This window comes from Bacillus cereus group sp. N11 (assembly GCF_016483605.1).
Classification (GTDB): domain Bacteria; phylum Bacillota; class Bacilli; order Bacillales; family Bacillaceae_G; genus Bacillus_A; species Bacillus_A toyonensis.
The window spans coordinates 394,652-414,012 of sequence record NZ_JAEHBN010000002.1; the positions used below are offsets into that span (position 1 = coordinate 394,652).

The window sequence follows — 19,361 nt, forward strand, 5'->3', positions numbered from 1 at the left end:
AGTATAATTGTGTGAGGAAAAGGGGATGTTGTATGCGCATTTTAGTATTAGGAGCTGGTGGCGTCGGTGGATTTTTTGGTGGCCGATTAGTAGAAAAGGGAGAAGATGTTACATTTCTCGTTCGCAGCAAAAGAAAACAACAATTAGAGGAAAAAGGACTTGTTATTCGTAGTGTGAATGGAGATTTTTCCTTTCAACCGAAATTGATAACGAAAGAAGATAGAACTTCTCCATTTGATGTGATTTTATTTTCAACAAAGGCGTATCACTTAAACGAGGCAATTCAAGATTTGAAGCCGTTTGTTGGCGAAAATACTGTAATCATTCCATTGTTAAATGGTATCGCTCATTTATCGCTATTACAAAAAGAATTCGGCGGGGAAAAAGTAATGGGCGGTTTATGCTTTATTGAGACGACGTTAAACGATCAAGGAGAAATTGTACAAACTAGTGCTGCCAACAGACTTGTATTTGGAGAAATTAAGCCTCAAGATTCAGAGAGAATAAAGCGTATTACGAAAGCATTTATAGGTACGAAAGCTAGCTTTGTTTTAAGTGAAAATATCACGCAAGATATGTGGCATAAATATTTATTTATTACTGTCATGTCAGGCGTTACAACATTAATGCGTGCACCGATAGGACCAATTCGTGAAAGTGAAGGTGGACGTGAATTTATCCGAAATTTATTTGAGGAATCTGTGCAAATTATGAGGGTATTAGGAGCTCCAGTTAAAGATAATATTGCCCAGGAACATATGAAAACAATTGATAAAATTTCTTATGATATGAAGTCCTCCATGCAGCGTGATATGGAAAAAGGTTCGTTTATTGAAGGGAAGCATTTGCAAGGATACTTACTAGATGTAGCAGAACAATTTTCTTTAGAAGCACCATTACTAGGAGTGGTATATCAAAATTTGAAGGTGTATGAAGAAATGACATTTAACAAACCCGTAATAGAATTAGATGTATGAAATAATAAAAAAGATAGCAATATATAAGTGTATTGCTATCTTTTTTATTTGCGTATGACAAATTATTTGTTTCTTTTAATTCTTTCTGTCAAGTTTATTTCCTGTTCACGTTTACCATATAACTGATTAATTTCATTTGCTACTGCATCTAAATATGAATCGGAAAAAAGCGGTTTCTTCTTTTTAGACATACGGGTCTCCTTTAAGGGTTTTTTAGTATTCATTATGTATATTTATCAGCGGATTATGCGCAATCATTTTAAATTTTTTCTTTTTAAAAATTTTTGTTTACATTTTGAAAATAAAGGAGTATTATAATCCACAGTTTCAATTTTCTAAATCGCTGAAACCGCATGGTACGGGGGACCCGTTCTTACGGATTAGTACATAATCCGATGGGGTGAATCCTTAAAAAAAGGTAGGGCTACTCATAGGCCCGAATCCGACAGCTAACCTCGTAAGCGTTATATTGAGAAGGAAGGTGGAGCTTGTGCGACAAAAAAAATAATGTCTACAAGTCTATTTCGCTATGGCTTGTAGACATTTTTTGTTTTCTGAAGAAATAGTTTGCTGGCTGTAACAAGCAGAATCGTTCGTACAAAATTATTGGAGAGTGGACAGCTGTGGTTTCATCTATTAAAAGATTTTTAATTGGAAGGCCGTTAAAATCAACTGAGTTAGGAGAGCAAAAGCTTAATAAAACGAAGGCGCTAGCCATTCTATCTTCTGACGCATTGTCATCAGTTGCTTACGGACCAGAGCAAATTTTAATTGCTTTAGCAGGTGTTGGAGCGATTGCGTATTGGTATTCCATTCCGATAGCTGTTGGGGTATTAGTATTATTGACAGCTCTTATTTTATCTTATCGTCAAATTATTTTTGCCTACCCACATGGCGGAGGCGCATATGTTGTATCAAAAGAAAACTTAGGGATGAATCCAGGTTTAATAGCTGGAGGGTCTTTATTAGTTGATTATATTTTAACTGTTGCAGTAAGTGTATCAGCAGGTACAGATGCGTTAACATCGGCTTTTCCTAGCTTACATGCACATAATGTAATCATTGCGATTATATTTGTTATATTTATAACCATATTAAATTTAAGAGGCGTAACAGAGTCAGCTTCCGTTTTAGCATATCCTGTTTATTTATTCGTTTTAGCACTATTTATATTAATTGGTGTAGGGATATACAATATTTTAACTGGTCACGTTTCGCAGGCCTTACACACGCCGATTGGAACGCCGGTTGCGGGAATTAGTTTGTTTTTACTGTTAAGAGCATTTGCATCAGGTAGTTCGGCTTTAACAGGTGTTGAAGCGATTTCAAACGCAATTCCAAACTTTAAAGATCCTGCACCAAACAATGCAGCGAAAACTTTGCTTGCGATGGGTGCATTACTTGCTGTGTTATTTTCAGGAATTGTATTTTTAGCTTATTATTACGGAATTACACCGAGTAAAGAAGTAACTGTTGTTTCCCAAATTGCTGAACAAACATTTGGACGTAATTTCATGTACTATTTCATACAAGGCACAACAGCTTTAATATTAATTCTTGCTGCTAACACAGGGTATTCTGCATTTCCATTATTAGCAGTTAACCTTGCAAAAGATAAATTCATACCGAGAATGTTTACGATTAGAGGAGACCGCCTTGGTTACTCAAACGGTATTATTATACTTGGAATCGCTTCGATTATTTTAATTGTAGCTTTCCAAGGTCAAACAGAACATTTAATTCCGCTATATGCAGTAGGTGTGTTTATTCCATTTACACTTTCTCAAACGGGTATGGTATTAAAATGGCTTCGTGAAAAACCTGAAGGATGGGCTTTAAGATTAACGGTTAATTTAATTGGAGCAGTCATTAGTTTTATCGTTATGAGCATGTTCTTTTTAACGAAATTTGCACAAGTTTGGTCAATCCTTATTTTCTTACCTGCTATTATCTTCTTGTTCCACCGAATTAAGAAGCATTATGATGCAGTGGGTGATCAATTAAGTTTAAAAACTTGTGAGCCCCTTATTCCGATTGAGGGGAATGTAATTGTCGTTCCTGTAGCTGGTATGACTCATGTAGTAGAAAATTCATTGAACTATGCGAAGGCTCTTTCTGCAGATCAAGTTATCGCTGTATATGTTGCTTTTGACAGAGAAGAGGAAAAGAAATTTGAAGAGAAATGGAAGAAGTGGCAACCTGAAGTAAGGCTTGTTACATTGCATTCTCATTATAGAAGTATTATTCAGCCGCTAACTAAGTTCATTGATACAGTGCAATATAAAGCGAGTGAATCAAATTATCGAGTTACGGTCGTTATACCACAGTTTATTCCGAAAAAAGGTTGGCATAACATTCTTCATAATCAATCAAGTTTACTCATACGTGCGTATTTACTCTATAAGAGAAATGTTGTTATTACGACAGTTCCATATCATTTGAAAAAGTAAAAAGATTTTTGAAGGATAGTTTCACGAAAGTGAAGCTATCCTTTTTGTGTATACGCTATGCATTATTGCATATTTAACTAAAAATTATATTAATATAATTTTATCCGTTGTGAGTAAGTAGTGTTTTCTGTTGTGATATATGGATATTTTAATCGGGAAAGTGAAACGAATTTTATTTTGGGATAAGGACATAAGAGCTTGAAAATAAAGGGAATGAAAATACTTCTTTACGTTATATAAATAGCTGTGTTTAAATGACCTTACAGTACAAAACTTACTTGAAAACAAAACGAAATATCATACTTTTATACGTGAATTAGTTTAAAATGAATAATATTTTTATGTAATATATTCACTGTATGAATGTGAAAATTGCAATAGAATAGAAAATTTATACAACTTTATTCATACTAAGCACATATGAAAAGGTATGAAATGTTTTATAACAATAAGTAAGTACTGTAGAAAAAAGTTAGGAGAGATGGTTCGTACATGAATCACGCTGAGAATGTTCTCTATTGTAACCATCTCAAATTAATTGCAAGAAAATAGAATAATAAAATGCGATAGTAATAGTTGCTAATACATAGGAGGAGTTAAAGTGAAAAAGACTTTAATTACAGGGTTATTGGTTACAGCAGTATCTACGAGTTGCTTCATTCCTGTAAGCGCTTACGCTAAGGAGGGGCAAACAGAAGTGAAAGCAGTATATGCACAAAATGTAATTGCTCCAAATACATTATCCAATTCAATTAGAATGTTAGGATCACAGTCACCGCTTATACAAGCATACGGATTAGTTATTTTACAACAGCCAGACATTAAGGTGAATGCGATGAGTAGTTTGACGAATCATCAAAAGTTTGCAAAGGCAAATGTAAGAGAGTGGATCGATGAATATAATCCGAAGTTAATTGATTTAAATCAAGAGATGATGAGATATAGTACTAGATTTAATAGTTATTATAGTAAGCTCTATGAACTAGCAGGAAACGTAAATGAAGATGAACAAGCAAAAGCAGATTTTACAAATGCATATGGAAAATTACAACTGCAAGTACAAAGCATCCAAGAGAGTATGGAGCAAGATTTATTAGAGTTAAATCGATTTAAAACAGTATTAGACAAAGATAGCAATAACTTATCGATTAAAGCTGATGAAGCAATAAAAACACTGCAAGGATCAAGTGGAGATATTGTGAAGCTAAGAGAAGATATTAAAAGAATTCAAGGGGAAATTCAAGCTGAACTAACTACTATTTTGAATAGACCTCAAGAAATTATTAAAGGTTCTATTAATATCGGTAAACAAGTATTTACCATTACAAATCAAACTGCACAAACGAAAACAATTGATTTTGTTTCTATCGGTACTTTAAGTAATGAAATTGTAAATGCTGCAGATAGTCAAACGAGGGAAGCAGCTCTTCGCATTCAGCAAAAGCAAAAAGAGCTACTACCACTTATACAAAAGTTATCACAAACTGAAGCAGAGGCGACACAAATTACATTCGTTGAAGATCAAGTAAGTAGCTTTACAGAACTAATTGATCGCCAAATCGCAACTTTAGAAACGTTATTAGCGGATTGGAAAGTTTTCAATAATAATATGATCCAAATTCAAACAAATATTGAAGAAGGCACGTATACAGACAGTAGTTTACTTCAAAAACATTTCAATCAACTTAAAAAAGTAAGTGATGAAATGAATAAGCAAACAAATCAATTTGAAGATTACGTTACAAACGTTGAAGTACATTAAAAATAAGTAACGATATAGGGAGAGAAGAAAAATGACAAAAAAACCTTATAAAGTAATGGCTCTATCAGCACTTATGGCAGTATTTGCAGCAGGGAATATTATGCCGGCCCATACGTATGCAGCTGAAAGTACAGTGAAACAAGCTCCAGTTCATGCTGTAGCAAAAGCTTATAATGACTATGAAGAATACTCATTAGGACCAGAAGGCCTAAAAGATGCAATGGAAAGAACAGGTTCAAACGCTTTAGTAATGGATCTGTACGCTTTAACAATTATTAAACAAGGTAATGTTAACTTTGGAAATGTATCGTCTGTTGATGCGGCTTTAAAAGGGAAAGTAATTCAGCACCAAGATACAGCTAGAGGAAATGCGAAGCAATGGTTAGATGTATTAAAACCACAGCTTATTTCAACGAATCAAAATATCATTAACTACAATACGAAATTCCAAAACTATTATGATACTTTAGTTGCTGCGGTAGATGCAAAAGATAAAGCGACTCTTACGAAAGGCCTAACTAGATTATCAAGTAGTATTAATGAAAATAAAGCGCAAGTGGATCAGTTAGTAGAAGACTTGAAGAAATTCCGAAATAAAATGACTTCGGATACGCAAAACTTCAAGGGTGATGCAAATCAAATTACATCTATATTAGCTAGTCAAGATGCAGGAATTCCGCTATTACAAAATCAAATTACAACGTACAATGAAGCAATTAGTAAATATAATGCAATTATTATCGGTTCATCTGTTGCGACAGCTCTAGGACCAATTGCAATTATCGGTGGTGCAGTAGTTATTGCTACGGGCGCAGGAACACCGCTAGGAGTCGCATTAATTGCAGGTGGTGCAGCAGCTGTAGGCGGTGGTACAGCTGGAATCGTATTAGCGAAGAAAGAGCTTGATAATGCACAAGCAGAAATTCAAAAGATAACAGGACAAGTTACAACTGCGCAATTAGAAGTAGCAGGATTAACGAACATTAAAACACAAACAGAGTATTTAACAAATACAATTGATACTGCAATTACAGCGTTACAAAATATTTCAAACCAATGGTACACAATGGGATCAAAATACAATTCTTTACTTCAAAATGTAGATTCAATTAGTCCAAACGATCTTGTTTTCATTAAAGAAGATTTAAACATTGCGAAAGATAGCTGGAAGAACATTAAGGACTATGCAGAAAAGATTTATGCTGAGGATATTAAAGTAGTAGATACGAAAAAAGCATAATAGTAATTGAACTGTTACAGCATTACGTACAGATAAATGATTTTTAAATAATAGAGAGCTCCTGTTCAGTAGTGAGCAGGAGCTTTTTTTACCTCTAACGTTTCATATCCTCATAAAAAGAATAGGTGATAATTATGCGTAATAAATTCTATAAAAAATGTCTTTTAACGATAATGATTGCTGGATTCGCAGCAAGTAACGCGTTTCCTTTACATCCTTTTGCAGCGGAACAAAACGTAAAAACATTGCAAGAAAATGCGGAAAATTATTCTCTTGGACCAGCTGGATTCCAAGATGTAATGGCGCAAACGACATCGAGCATATTTGCAATGGATTCATATGCAAAATTAATTCAAAATCAGCAAGAGACTGATTTGAGTAAAATAAGTTCAATTAATAGTGAGTTTAAAGGAAATATGGTTCAGCACCAAAGAGATGCAAAAATTAATGCAGCGTATTGGTTAAATAATATGAAGCCTCAAATTATGAAAACGGATCAAAATATTATTAATTACAATAATACTTTTCAAGCGTACTATAATAGCATGCTAGTAGCGATTGATCAAAAGGATAGCGGTAAATTAAAAGCAGATTTAGAAAAGTTGTATGCAGACATTTTAAAAAATCAAAATGAAGTAGATATTTTATTAGGGAATTTAAAAGCATTTCGCGATAGAATGGCGAAAGATACAAACAGTTTTAAAGAAGATACAAATCAATTAACGTCGATTTTGGCGAGTACGAATGCTGGTATTCCAGCATTAGAGCAACAAATAAATACATATAATGATTCAATTAAAAAAAGTAATGATATGGTTATCGCTGGTGGTGTACTTTGCGTAGCGTTAATAACATGTCTTGCTGGCGGACCGATGATTGCGATTGCGAAAAAAGATATCGCAAATGCAGAAAGAGAAATAGCCAATTTAAAAGATAGAATCTCTGGCGCACAAGCAGAAGTCGCAATTTTGACAGATGTGAAAAATAAAACAACAAATATGACAGAAACAATTGATGCAGCAATTACAGCACTGCAAAATATATCAAATCAATGGTATACAGTAGGTGCGAAATATAATAATTTACTACAAAACGTAAAAGGAATGAGTCCTGAAGAATTTACGTTTATAAAAGAAGATTTAAATACAGCGAAAGATAGCTGGAAAGATGTAAAAGATTATACAGAAAAATTACATGAAGGCGTGACGAAGTAAACAGTGGACTTGTTCCGCTGTTTATTTTTTCATCCTGTTTTTTGTGAGAGTTGAACTTGTCGTTTGATATATAAGTTTGCCATGTGTTTTATCAATATGGCTTTAGGATAATGTTTAGCCAAATTGATACTTATAACCCAGATAAACTTCTGATCAAGCCTTTTATATGTAATGTTTTAATGAAAAAAGTTATACTGTAAGCAAAATTAAAAATTGGAAAGGAAATATTAGAACATGGAAAATTATTTATTATTTATCCTTACAGCACTCCTTATTATAATGATGCCTGGTCCCGGTTTTGCTTTAGTTACAAAAAACACTATCTCTCATGGTAGAAATGGTGGGATAAAGACCGTCTTGGGAACGGTATCTGGAATGATGATTCATACAATAATGGCTACACTAGGACTCTCTGCTATCTTAATGAAATTTGCTATGCTATTTACATTAATAAAATATGCTGGGGCATTTTATTTAATTTATTTAGCTGTAAAGTCAATTAAAAGTGCCTTTTCTAAAAAAGAAGATATGTCAGGTTCAGTGGAAGTAAACTCTAAGGATATTGGAACGGTTAAAAGTTTTAGACAAGGATTTACCACGGCAATCTTAAACCCAAAAACTGCTGTATTTTTCCTAAGTTTTTTACCCCAATTTATTGTGAACAATCAAAGTCATTTCTTCCAATTTCTTTTGTTAGGACTCACATTTACGACTTTGACAGCAATATGGTATTTGCTTTATATCACGCTAATACGTCAATTAAGAACTTTTTTAAGAAAAGAAAAAGTGAACCGTACAATAGAGGGTATTACTGGCACAGTATTATTAGTATTTGGAGTTAGGTTATTTTTCCAAAAATAAATATGTAAATGAAATGAGAAATAAACAATGACGGTAATTTCTCGTTTCATTTATTCTAAAGTACCATTTTATAATTGATTTCACACCTTCATACCAATTTTCTTATCTCAGGATATTTGCTTTTCTTAGTTGAATTGTGATGTGGGTCCCCTATATAAAAAAAACCACAGTTTACATCTAAACTGTGGTTTTTTGACGTGCAAGGAATTATACAAATTATTAGTCACTATCTAAATTGCACTCCCCATTTATTAATATCTATCCCTATTTTTTAACTCTGCAACAGAAACAAGTCTAGTTTAGAATGAAAGTAATGCCATTGTTTAACATATGTCTCACTATGACATGTACATTTGAATGAAAGCAATAGAATTATTTAACACATGTATCGCCATAACATATGCAATGGATCTGTTAGAAATAAGATAAGCCGCAGTAAGAATTACCGATCCAGGTAAATAAATAGCAATATCCGAAAGCTGGTTCGTATGAAGTACTGTAAAAATTATAATTGAAATGATAGATGCAATAGCAGTACCAACATAACGCGAAAAACGATTTAATAATATATGGCGAAACATAATTTCTTCAATTACTGGACCCATAATTCCAAATAGGAGCAATGTGAATATAATAGGAATCCCTGCCCCTTGTGTAAGGACCTGTTCTTGGTTCTCTGGTTGACCTGTATTTAGAAAATGCATAATAGAATTTTCCACAATTACCATAAATAAAACCACTATAGGAATACTTACTATTTTCAAAATTGTCTTCTCTTTAAAATAAGTAAAACTTTGAATAATTTCTTTCCTAAAGAACATTACTCCTAGAATAGTAGGTATAGTCAAGCTCATGGCACCAAGAGCAAATTCTGATTCAACTAAATTGACATTAGTTAAAAGTGATATGCCAAATAATATGAACAAGCCAATTTGAAATAGTGTAAACATTGGATAAACTAGTAGCATAATAAGTTCTTTTTGATTCATTTTAATAAAGTTCACCTTATTACCTCCATAATTAAATTACTTAGAATCTTTGATTTTTCTTTCTGCATAAGGTTCTCCTTCTAATTTATACAAGATTCCGGACCGAACGGTTCGGTCCGGAATCTAATGATACTATAAGTTTCTAGTTTTTTAAACCCTTTTTACAAATTATTAACAAAATCAAAATAGTAAAAACCGAGTATGTTTATAGATCGATTGTTTATTTACAATCAAATTACAGCAATCATTAATGATTACCCTTTTATAGAATGAAATGAAAGAGGGAGTAGCTCATCCCTTTAGCTAAACATATTAATAAAAATTATATATAATAGTTATATGTCTATACATTAAAATTAACTATATATTTTTACTTCTTCTATGGTTTTAAATAGAATTAGTTGTATAATATGACTGAATTAACCGATTGTTCATATTATTATTAACAGAAAATTCATTCGAATGTTATAGATAACATAATGTAATGAACCTCAAACTGTATTGTTTTAGGTTCCTATAAGATAGGGATTGATAAGATATTTTTGCTTCAAACTTATTTATACTTACAATAAAAATTCAAAAAAAATCATAGTAAAAATCACCTTGAATATTAAGTTCGTTTTATTAGGAGGACCACAAAGCATGACTAAAGTTGATAAGGTAAAAGAAAAAATTATTGAAACATCTTTATATTTATTTAATACTAATGGGATAACTTATACATCCATTCAGGATATAATGACAGCTACTGAACTATCTAAAGGAGCTATTTATCGTAGATTCAAAAATAAAGAAGAAATTGTCCTTGCTGCCTACGACAAAAGTGGTGAGATTATGTGGAACCATTTTCATAAAGCGATGGAAAATAAAAAGACAGCAATCGATAAAATCCTTGCAATATTCCTTGTATATCAAGATGCAGCTAATAACCCTCCTATTGCTGGAGGCTGTCCATTACTTAATAGCGCAATTGAAAGTACTGGAGTATTTCCAGAATTACAAAAAGCAGCAGCAAAAGGTTATGATGATACAGTAATGTTAATGGCCTCTCTCATAAAGGAAGGAATAGAGAAACAAGAACTTAAAGAAGATATAGATATTATATCGCTCGCTTCTTTTCTTGCATCTTCAATGGAGGGAGCTATTATGGCAAGTCGAGTATCTAACGATAATATACACCATCATTATTTTATTGAACAAATAAAGCATCATCTTGTCTCTTATTCTAAATAAGTGAGAACGTGCATTGTTTCCATCCAATTTTTATAGACTTAAATTGAATAAATACCCCTCATAAACAGTATCTTCAGTTTATGAGGGGTATTTGAATAGTTTTTAGACGATGTTTCATGTTTCTTATTGAACGGCTTTGTTATCGTTACTACAGAAAAAGAAAAAAGAATGAATTACATATAAATCGATTTATATGTTTCAAGTGTATCTATATTGAGTTTGTAAATCTACACAAAAAGGTTTCATTGTATATACTAAGTGAAGTAGAAGTTCAGTTAGTAAAAATTCGGTAGTCGAATTTTTTTGCATAAAGCTGTATAATGCTTGTAACGAAAGGGAAATACAGGAAAGGGTTTGTAATAAGTTATTATGGAAAAAGATAAACAACAATTAAGCGTTGAAGTTGCAAGATTATATTATCAATCCGATTATAGTCAGCAAGAAATTGCTAACAAATTAAATATTTCAAGACCGACGATTTCTAGATTATTAAAGTACGCGAAAGAAAAAGGATTTGTTCAAATTAGTATAGCCGATCCATTTGCTGATTTAGATAACGTTGGGAATTTATTGAAAGAAAAGTACAACTTGTTAGAGGCGCATGTAGTATTTTCTCCAGTGCCAGAATATGCAACGATTACTGAGTATATTAGTAAATATGCGGCTGAGTACATGGAAAAGACAGTGAAAAACGGTGATATCGTCGGTGTAAGCTGGGGAATGACGATGTATGAAATCGCTAGGAAAATCGTACCACAACATGTGAAAGGTGTAGAAGTTGTCCAGCTAAAAGGTGGTATTAGTCATTCGAGTGTAAATACATATGCGAATGAGACCATTGCTTTATTTGCAGAGGCTTTTCAAACGACACCAAGAAATTTACCGCTCCCAGTTATATTTGATAATGCGGTGACAAAAGAATTAGTAGAGCAGGATCGACATATTCATCACATTATTGAAATGGGGAAACAAGCAAATATTGCAGTTTTCACTGTCGGAACAGTGCGTGATGAAGCGTTATTATTCCGATTAGGATATTTAGATAAGGATGAAACGAACATTCTGAAAAAACAAGCTGTCGGTGACATTTGTTCACGTTTCTTTGACGGAGACGGAAATATTAGTAGTGAAGAAATTAATAAGCGTACCATTGGAATTGAGTTAGAGGAACTTAAATTAAAGAAACGTTCTATTTTAGTTGCAGGTGGTAATAGAAAAATACAAGCAATTGATGGTGCGTTACGTGGCGGGTATGCAAATGTATTAATTATTGATCAGCATACAGCAAAAGAACTGTTACATTATCAAAAAGGTTAGAAATAAAAGGCTTTCTCAAAATTAACATCTTGAGAAAGCCTTTTATTTTGTTATGTATGAATTATGGGAGTGTTTTTTGAATACAAATTGCCTTTTTAAAAATAATTATGGATATTGAGATACATACTACCATTGTTAATATAAAAGTTTTGACTTTAAACGTGAATTGTTTCTTAGTTAGAATGCGCTTTATTTACTATAAGAAAATTCCTTTTTAAAAAAATGAACAAAATTTCAAAAGTATATTTACATTTGTTCAACTAAGAGTTAGAATGAAGTTGTTAAAAGATATGAGGAGTGATAATAATGAATATTGCAAAGTTAATTGACCATACAATTTTAAAAGCTAATTCTACAAAAGAAGATGTTATGAAAGTAATCGAGGAAGCAAAGGAATATAAATTCGCTTCTGTTTGTATTAATCCTACATGGGTAAAGCTAGCTGCTGAAGAATTAGCTGGACATGATGTAGACGTTTGTACTGTAATCGGTTTCCCATTAGGTGCAAGCACTACTGAAACAAAAGCATTCGAAACAAAAGATGCTATCGCAAAAGGTGCAACTGAAGTTGATATGGTAATCAACGTAGGTGCTTTAAAAGATGGCGACAATGAGTTCGTTGAAAAAGATATTTATGAAGTAGTACAAGCAGCAAAAGGAAAAGCTCTTGTAAAAGTAATCATTGAAACTTGCCTTCTAACAGACGAAGAAAAAGTTCGTGCTTGTGAATTATCAGTAAAAGCTGGCGCTGATTTCGTAAAAACTTCAACTGGATTCTCAACGGGCGGAGCAACTGCTGAAGATATCGCATTAATGCGTAAAACGGTAGGACCAAACGTTGGTGTAAAAGCATCTGGCGGAGTTCGTACACGTGAAGATGCAGATAAAATGGTAGCTGCTGGAGCTTCTCGTGTTGGAGCAAGCGCTAGTGTTGCAATCGTATTAAACGATGCAAAAGGTGCTACAGATAACTACTAATTAATAAAGTGTGAAAAGCGATAGATACACAAAGTATAGTGTATCTATTGCTTTAACAATTGAAAAGAATGTAAGCGGATACGAATGGGAGGAGACGGCTTATGAAATACTTAATCGGTGTTTTTGGCCTCGTATTGATTTTAGGTATCGCTTGGCTTGCTAGTAATGATAGAAAGAAAGTCAAATATCGTCCAATCATAACGATGGTTATATTACAATTCATTTTGGGTTTTTTACTATTAAATACAAGTGTAGGGAATATATTAATTAGCGGAATAGCAGATGGTTTTGGGGAATTATTAAAATATGCCGCTGATGGTGTGAATTTCGTATTTGGTGGATTAGTAAATCAAAAAGAGTTTTCATTCTTTTTAAGTGTATTAATGCCAATCGTATTTATATCAGCTTTAATAGGTATTTTGCAACATATTAAAGTATTACCTATTATTGTGAAATCTATCGGTCTAGCATTAAGTAAAGTAAATGGAATGGGTAAACTAGAATCATATAACGCGGTAGCTTCTGCGATTTTAGGGCAGTCTGAAGTGTTTATTTCAGTTAAGAAACAACTAGGATTATTGCCAGAGAAAAGAATGTACACATTATGTGCATCTGCAATGTCTACAGTTTCTATGTCTATCGTTGGATCATACATGGTGTTATTAAAACCGCAATATGTTGTAACCGCTTTAGTACTTAACTTATTCGGTGGCTTTATCATTGCTTCTATCATTAACCCGTATGAAGTTACTGAAGAAGAAGATATGTTAGAAGTGCAAGAAGAAGAGAAGAAGACTTTCTTTGAAGTACTAGGGGAATACATTATCGATGGATTTAAAGTTGCGATTACAGTAGCAGCTATGTTAGTTGGTTTCGTTGCTCTTATCGCATTCATTAATGCAGTATTTAAAGGTGTAATCGGTATTTCATTCCAAGAAATTCTTGGTTATGTATTTGCACCATTTGCATTTATTATGGGTGTTCCATGGCATGAAGCAGTTAATGCCGGTAATATTATGGCAACAAAACTTGTATCGAATGAATTTGTCGCTATGACAGATTTAGCGCAAGGGAACTTTAATTTCTCAGACAGAACGACAGCGATTATATCTGTATTCTTAGTTTCATTTGCAAACTTCTCTTCAATTGGAATTATTGCAGGGGCAGTTAAGAGCTTAAATGAAAAGCAGGGGAATGTAGTCGCAAGATTTGGTTTGAAATTACTTTTCGGTGCAACGCTAGTAAGTTTCTTATCAGCAACAATCGTTGGTTTATTATTTTAATAGATTCATATCATATAAAAAGGAATGGTGATTGTAATGAGAATGGTAGATATTATTGCAAAAAAACGTGACGGCAAAGAATTAACGACTGAAGAAATCAAATTCTTTATTAATGGATATACAGACGGAAGTATTCCTGATTATCAAGTGAGTGCACTTGCAATGGCAATCTTCTTTAAAGATATGACAGATCGTGAACGTGCAGATTTAACGATGGCAATGGTGGAGTCTGGAGAAACGATCGACTTATCAGCAATTGAAGGCATTAAAGTAGATAAGCATTCAACTGGCGGTGTTGGTGATACAACTACATTAGTATTAGGACCATTAGTTGCTGCTTTAGATGTACCAGTAGCAAAAATGTCAGGTCGTGGTTTAGGACATACGGGCGGAACAATTGACAAATTAGAAGCAGTGGAAGGATTCCACGTTGAAATTACGAAAGAGCAGTTCATTGATATTGTAAACCGTGACAAAGTAGCTGTTATCGGACAAACAGGAAACTTAACACCTGCTGATAAAAAGATTTATGCATTACGTGATGTAACAGGAACAGTAAATTCAATTCCTCTAATCGCAAGTTCAATTATGAGTAAAAAAATTGCAGCTGGTGCTGACGCAATCGTACTTGATGTAAAAACAGGTGCAGGTGCATTTATGAAAACAGAAGAAGATGCAAAAGAATTAGCACATGCAATGGTACGCATCGGAAATAATGTAGGACGTCAAACGATGGCTGTTATTTCAGATATGTCACAACCTCTTGGCTTTGCGATTGGTAATGCCCTAGAAGTGAAAGAAGCAATTGATACGTTAAAAGGTGAAGGGCCAGAAGATTTAACAGAATTAGTACTTGTATTAGGAAGTCAAATGGTCGTACTTGCGAAAAAAGCAAATACGTTAGAAGAAGCTCGTGAAATGTTAATTGAAGTTATGAAAAACGGAAAAGCAACTGAGAAATTTAAAGAGTTCTTAAGCAATCAAGGTGGAGATAGCTCGATTGTAGACAATCCAGAAAAAATGCCACAAGCGAAGTATGTAATTGATGTACCTGCTAAAACTTCAGGCGTGATTTCAAATATTGTTGCAGATGAAATCGGTATCGCTGCAATGTTACTTGGTGCAGGCCGTGCAACAAAAGAAGATGAAATCGATTTAGCTGTAGGTTTAATGTTACGTAAAAAAGTTGGCGATGCAGTAAAAGAAGGCGAGCCATTCGTAACGATCTACGCAAATCGTGAAAATGTAGAAGATGTAAAAGCAAAAATTTATGAAAATATTTCTATCGCTGAAACAGCAGTGGCTCCTAAATTAGTTCATACTGTTATTACTGACTAATTAACATTACATTTACTTTGAGGAGGAAATAATATGGATAAGAAAAAATATATTGAAGAAGCAAATAAGATGTTATCGAAAGCGTATATTCCGTATTCAAAATTTCCGGTTGGTGCAGCATTAGTTACGAAAGAAGGTAAAATCTATACTGGTTGTAATATAGAAAATGCTTCTTACGGTTTATGTAACTGTGCAGAAAGAACAGCAATATTCAAAGCAGTATCAGAAGGGGAGCGCAACTTTAGTTACTTAGTCATTACAGGAGAAACTGACGGACCTATTTCACCATGTGGTGCTTGTAGACAAGTGATTGCTGAATTTTGTGATCCGAAAATGCGAGTTTTACTAACGAATGTAAAAGGTGACGAAAAAGAAGTGACTGTTGAGCAGTTACTTCCTGGTGCTTTCACAATTGATGATTTAAAATAAGTTGAAAAGCCATTCCGCAATTAATAATTGTGGAATGGCTTTTTTGTTCTTTAAAAATAGAATGTAATATTTTGTTCATATTCCGTTCATAAACTTTGCGTAAAATGATTGCAGCGAATATGGAAAGTTTACAGCAGGAGGAATAGAATGAAGAAATTATATAATGCAGCATTCATTTACTTAATTATTGGTTTATTATCAGGAGTATTTGCGCGAGAGTATACGAAAGCACAAGGAATTAAAGGTTCCACTATGTTGCAATTAGTACATACACACGTACTAGTGCTTGGATTCATATTCTTTTTAGTCGCTGTTGCTTTAGTTAAAGTATTTCAAATACAAGAAACAAAAAATTTTCATACCTGGTTTGTTGTATATAATACAGGATTAATTATTACTATCGTAACAATGGTATGTAGAGGTCTTCTACAAGTAAATGGAACTGACTTTAACGGTTTAAGCCATATGGCTGGATTAGGTCATGTTATTATAAGTATCGGTTTCGTTTGGTTTATGATTTTACTCAAAAAGTCTATTAAATAGATAGGAGTGGAGAGTATGAGTGTAGCACTTTTATCAAGTATCATAGCAGTTTGTATGGCCGTTGGTGTTATGTTTCTTCGCTTTAAGTCAGCGAAAAAGCCGGTTACGAAAAAGAAAATTATTTTGCCGCCAATTTTTATGAGTACTGGCGCCATGATGTTCTTCTTACCGGAATTCCGATTAACATCGTTAGAAATAGTAGAGGCAATTATCGCAGGACTTATTTTCTCTATATTTCTTATTAAAACAACTAAGTTCGAAGTAAGAGGCGAACATATATATATGAAACCGTCAAAAGCATTTATATTTATTTTAATTGGTTTATTAGCTGTACGAGTCGCATTAAAATCATATTTAAGCCAAACACTTGATTTGGCGCAATTAAGCGGGATGTTTTTCTTACTCGCATTTGCGATGATTGTGTCGTGGAGAATTGCGATGTATCGCTCGTATGTTACATTGCAAAAACAACAATATTAAGTAGAAAAAGAGCTGGAATTTCATTATGAAAAGTCCAGCTCTTTTATGTTTTATACAATTGTTTCTTTAGTTTTAATTTCATTTGCTTAATTTCAAACGAATTTGAGCATCTTGTAATGCAACTGGTGTAACATTAAAACCATTTGAATCGACAATTTTTGTGTTTAATAAAATGGAATCTAAACTTCCACGAAATGTTTTTGTATAGTTTTGACGTAACATTTGTTGTTCTTGTTTTTCATCAACTGTTAATCCAGATGTTTTTTCTTTTTTTGATAATTCGTTAATACGGAATAAAATGTTTTTCATTTGTTTTCACCTCAAGTTAGATTTAATTACATTAGTTACTTACTAATGTATAGTTATTGTAACCTATCTTTCAATGAGTGTCAACGCCTATAAAAATCCTTTTTTTGTAAGTGTAATGGGTGATGAAAAATGAAAAAATTACGAATACTTGAAATGGAAAAGATATTAATATACAATACCTTAGTAGGGTATATTAAATTTTTGTTTTACATTGTGAGAGTAGTAAGTAAAGGGAGTATGTAATAATGAATGCAGTAATTTCAAAAAAAGAAACAATCATCTCATATACGATTGCTATTTTCTTTATTTTAGCTATGGTTACAGCGGGTGTGTTATTAAATGATCCGGAAGTCATTTTGCCGGAAATAGCAGCGATGGCAATTGCTTTATGGGCGTATCGTGAGCCAGGTTGGTTAAGGCAGCCAGAAAAAATCTTTATTGCACCGTCAATAACAGCTGGTATTGGTTTTATCGTGAATCAAATGGATTTAGCTTATATAGCAAAAGTAAGCGTAACACTTATATTCATGATGCTGTTTTTACGTATTATACAATCAAATTTTGCACCATCTATTGCGACAGGTTTATTACCTTCAGTGACAAATGCGACTGAATGGTCATTTGTTATCTCAGTCTTCGTTTTAACATTTATTTTAATGCTTGGTGTCCTTGTTTTTAAATTGAATAGCGGTATTGAGAGAAAAGTTAACATCCAATATAAATATATGGCTGTATTTCTAATACTAAATTTCATTTGGATAAGTATATGCTGGATCACTGGTCATGAACAATTAGCGGTTATTCCGCCAATATTAGTTGTTGTGTATGAATCACTTCAAAAACCGATGTACAATGAAAAAATGGTATGTAAACAAATAGTAGTATTAACTACATCTGCAACTGTTGGAACTTTATTGTACTTTGCAATCGACTCATGGATTATAGTCACTTTATTAAATATGATTTTAATGCTTATTTTATTAAAAATAGTTAGTGTACGTATTCCAGCAGCATATGCATTTCCATTACTGCCGCTCGTATTTCCAGATGAAATGATAAAGATGTTACCAGTAGGTTCATTTGTTGCGGGTGTATTCTTATTTGGTGCAGTATTACTGTATAAAAAGTGGGAGATGAAGCAAAAGGGAATGCAAATGTAGAGAAGAACATACAATCCTTAGTTAGCATAATAAATAGACACCCGCGGGTGTCTATTTTCATTAAATGAAATTTAGCTTAACGCATGTAAACAATTCACAAGTTCTGTTGCTTTTGAAAAGAAGGGAGAATGATCAGCTTCTAAAGTAATAATCTTCGAGCATGGAGTTTCTGTATTCATTCGGCGCTGAAAATCAATTGGAATCGCTCTATCTAGAGTTGTTTCAATATAAATGCGATCTACAGTTCCGAAGTTTTCTTCAGAAATTTTTAGCTGTTGTTGAAATGGTCCTAGTGGCTGAGGACGCATTTTTTTGGAAGATGCTTCTTTAATCTCTTCATTTTCGGTAGCATTTAAAAATGTTTTTTCAATTAGATTAGGTATAAGTTCAGCTGTCATGTCGTTCTCATTTATTGAAAATTGTGGACCAGCTTCACCATCTAATTTACTGCCAAGGCTTTCTCCGTTTTGTGGTAAGAATGCACAAAGATATACTAATTTATCGATTTTATTCGGTATAAGTTCAGCGGTTTGAGTGATCACAATTCCACCCATACTATGTCCAACAACAATAACTTTTTCAGTTTGTTGATTTATAGTAGCTGTTACTGCATCAACATAGGAATCTAACGTTATATTTTGTGAAGGAGTTGTATCTTTCCCGCTTCCAGGTAAGTCTAGTGTAATAACAGTGTGACCTAAAGCCTCTAGTTGAGGTTTTACTAATTCCCATGCCCATTCACCTTGCCATGCTCCATGTACTAAAACGTAAGTACTCATTTAATCAACACTCCTCTAA

At 33.2% G+C, this 19,361-nt stretch carries 18 protein-coding genes, 1 pseudogene and 1 riboswitch; of the genes and pseudogenes, 15 read left to right on the top strand and 4 right to left on the bottom strand.

All coding sequences use genetic code 11. The annotated features are described in order from the left end of the window. Nucleotides 1-32 precede the first annotated feature (32 nt). Complete coding sequence (gene panE, locus JDS98_RS05825; protein WP_001221919.1) at nucleotides 33-977, top strand: 2-dehydropantoate 2-reductase; 945 nt, start codon at nucleotides 33-35, stop codon at nucleotides 975-977. A 62-nt stretch (nucleotides 978-1,039) separates the two neighbouring features. Here panE and JDS98_RS30435 read toward each other — a convergent pair whose 3' ends face one another. Next, complete coding sequence (locus JDS98_RS30435) at nucleotides 1,040-1,168, bottom strand: hypothetical protein (protein ID WP_000038255.1); 129 nt, start codon at nucleotides 1,166-1,168, stop codon at nucleotides 1,040-1,042. Between the two features lie 140 nt (nucleotides 1,169-1,308). Beyond that, a riboswitch (cyclic di-AMP (ydaO/yuaA leader) is annotated at nucleotides 1,309-1,456 on the top strand. A 144-nt stretch (nucleotides 1,457-1,600) separates the two neighbouring features. Between JDS98_RS30435 and JDS98_RS05830 the strand changes: the two genes are divergently transcribed. From JDS98_RS05830 to JDS98_RS05850, 5 genes are all read left to right on the top strand, one after another. After that, on the top strand, nucleotides 1,601-3,427 hold the full coding sequence (locus JDS98_RS05830; protein ID WP_000254903.1) for an APC family permease: 1,827 nt from the start codon (nucleotides 1,601-1,603) through the stop codon (nucleotides 3,425-3,427). Between the two features lie 601 nt (nucleotides 3,428-4,028). After that, nucleotides 4,029-5,189 carry a non-hemolytic enterotoxin NHE subunit A gene (gene nheA / locus JDS98_RS05835; protein WP_098056096.1) on the top strand — a complete coding sequence of 387 codons (1,161 nt, stop codon included), beginning with the start codon at nucleotides 4,029-4,031 and terminating at the stop codon, nucleotides 5,187-5,189. Between the two features lie 31 nt (nucleotides 5,190-5,220). Beyond that, a complete protein-coding gene (nheB, locus tag JDS98_RS05840; protein WP_000162968.1) occupies nucleotides 5,221-6,429 on the top strand; it encodes a non-hemolytic enterotoxin NHE subunit B in 1,209 nt (402 codons plus the stop codon). A 134-nt stretch (nucleotides 6,430-6,563) separates the two neighbouring features. After that, nucleotides 6,564-7,643 (top strand): non-hemolytic enterotoxin subunit C, encoded by a 1,080-nt coding sequence (nheC, locus tag JDS98_RS05845; protein ID WP_199633632.1) that lies wholly within the window; start codon nucleotides 6,564-6,566, stop codon nucleotides 7,641-7,643. A 234-nt stretch (nucleotides 7,644-7,877) separates the two neighbouring features. Continuing rightward, complete coding sequence (locus JDS98_RS05850) at nucleotides 7,878-8,504, top strand: LysE family translocator (RefSeq protein WP_098226067.1); 627 nt, start codon at nucleotides 7,878-7,880, stop codon at nucleotides 8,502-8,504. Nucleotides 8,505-8,842: 338 nt separating this feature from the next. Here JDS98_RS05850 and JDS98_RS05855 read toward each other — a convergent pair whose 3' ends face one another. Continuing rightward, complete coding sequence (locus tag JDS98_RS05855; protein ID WP_097959949.1) at nucleotides 8,843-9,508, bottom strand: CPBP family intramembrane glutamic endopeptidase; 666 nt, start codon at nucleotides 9,506-9,508, stop codon at nucleotides 8,843-8,845. Nucleotides 9,509-10,135: 627 nt separating this feature from the next. On the opposite strand from JDS98_RS05855, the gene JDS98_RS05860 reads away from it, so the two are divergent. The 8 genes and pseudogenes from JDS98_RS05860 to JDS98_RS05895 all read left to right on the top strand — a co-directional run bounded on the left by JDS98_RS05860 (nucleotide 10,136) and on the right by JDS98_RS05895 (nucleotide 17,123). Further along, nucleotides 10,136-10,726, top strand: a complete 591-nt coding sequence (locus tag JDS98_RS05860) for a TetR/AcrR family transcriptional regulator (protein ID WP_000169657.1) — start codon at nucleotides 10,136-10,138, stop codon at nucleotides 10,724-10,726. 369 nt (nucleotides 10,727-11,095) lie between these two features. Continuing rightward, the gene (locus tag JDS98_RS05865) at nucleotides 11,096-12,043 is read left to right on the top strand and encodes a sugar-binding transcriptional regulator (protein ID WP_000409788.1); all 948 of its coding nucleotides are present in this window, start codon (nucleotides 11,096-11,098) and stop codon (nucleotides 12,041-12,043) included. Between the two features lie 306 nt (nucleotides 12,044-12,349). Then, nucleotides 12,350-13,021: a deoxyribose-phosphate aldolase gene (gene deoC / locus JDS98_RS05870; RefSeq protein ID WP_001017434.1), complete on the top strand. Its 672-nt coding sequence runs from the start codon at nucleotides 12,350-12,352 to the stop codon at nucleotides 13,019-13,021. Between the two features lie 101 nt (nucleotides 13,022-13,122). Further along, nucleotides 13,123-14,304 carry a NupC/NupG family nucleoside CNT transporter gene (locus JDS98_RS05875; RefSeq protein WP_000876190.1) on the top strand — a complete coding sequence of 394 codons (1,182 nt, stop codon included), beginning with the start codon at nucleotides 13,123-13,125 and terminating at the stop codon, nucleotides 14,302-14,304. Nucleotides 14,305-14,340: 36 nt separating this feature from the next. Further along, entirely contained in the window at nucleotides 14,341-15,642 is a 1,302-nt protein-coding gene (locus JDS98_RS05880; RefSeq protein WP_001983022.1) for a pyrimidine-nucleoside phosphorylase, read from the top strand. 33 nt (nucleotides 15,643-15,675) lie between these two features. Continuing rightward, nucleotides 15,676-16,071 (top strand): cytidine deaminase, encoded by a 396-nt coding sequence (locus JDS98_RS05885; protein WP_000358544.1) that lies wholly within the window; start codon nucleotides 15,676-15,678, stop codon nucleotides 16,069-16,071. A gap of 147 nt (nucleotides 16,072-16,218) precedes the next feature. After that, nucleotides 16,219-16,614: a DUF2871 domain-containing protein gene (locus tag JDS98_RS05890; protein ID WP_097958321.1), complete on the top strand. Its 396-nt coding sequence runs from the start codon at nucleotides 16,219-16,221 to the stop codon at nucleotides 16,612-16,614. 15 nt (nucleotides 16,615-16,629) lie between these two features. Then, nucleotides 16,630-17,123, top strand: a pseudogene (locus tag JDS98_RS05895) (CcdC family protein). Nucleotides 17,124-17,172: 49 nt separating this feature from the next. Here JDS98_RS05895 and JDS98_RS05900 read toward each other — a convergent pair. After that, a complete protein-coding gene (locus JDS98_RS05900) occupies nucleotides 17,173-17,403 on the bottom strand; it encodes a DUF896 domain-containing protein (RefSeq protein WP_000789785.1) in 231 nt (76 codons plus the stop codon). A gap of 245 nt (nucleotides 17,404-17,648) precedes the next feature. On the opposite strand from JDS98_RS05900, the gene JDS98_RS05905 reads away from it, so the two are divergent. Beyond that, a complete protein-coding gene (locus JDS98_RS05905; RefSeq protein WP_199633633.1) occupies nucleotides 17,649-18,563 on the top strand; it encodes a hypothetical protein in 915 nt (304 codons plus the stop codon). Nucleotides 18,564-18,634: 71 nt separating this feature from the next. On the opposite strand, the gene JDS98_RS05910 is transcribed toward JDS98_RS05905, so the two are convergent. Further along, on the bottom strand, nucleotides 18,635-19,342 hold the full coding sequence (locus JDS98_RS05910; RefSeq protein ID WP_000109315.1) for an alpha/beta fold hydrolase: 708 nt from the start codon (nucleotides 19,340-19,342) through the stop codon (nucleotides 18,635-18,637). Nucleotides 19,343-19,361 lie beyond the last annotated feature (19 nt).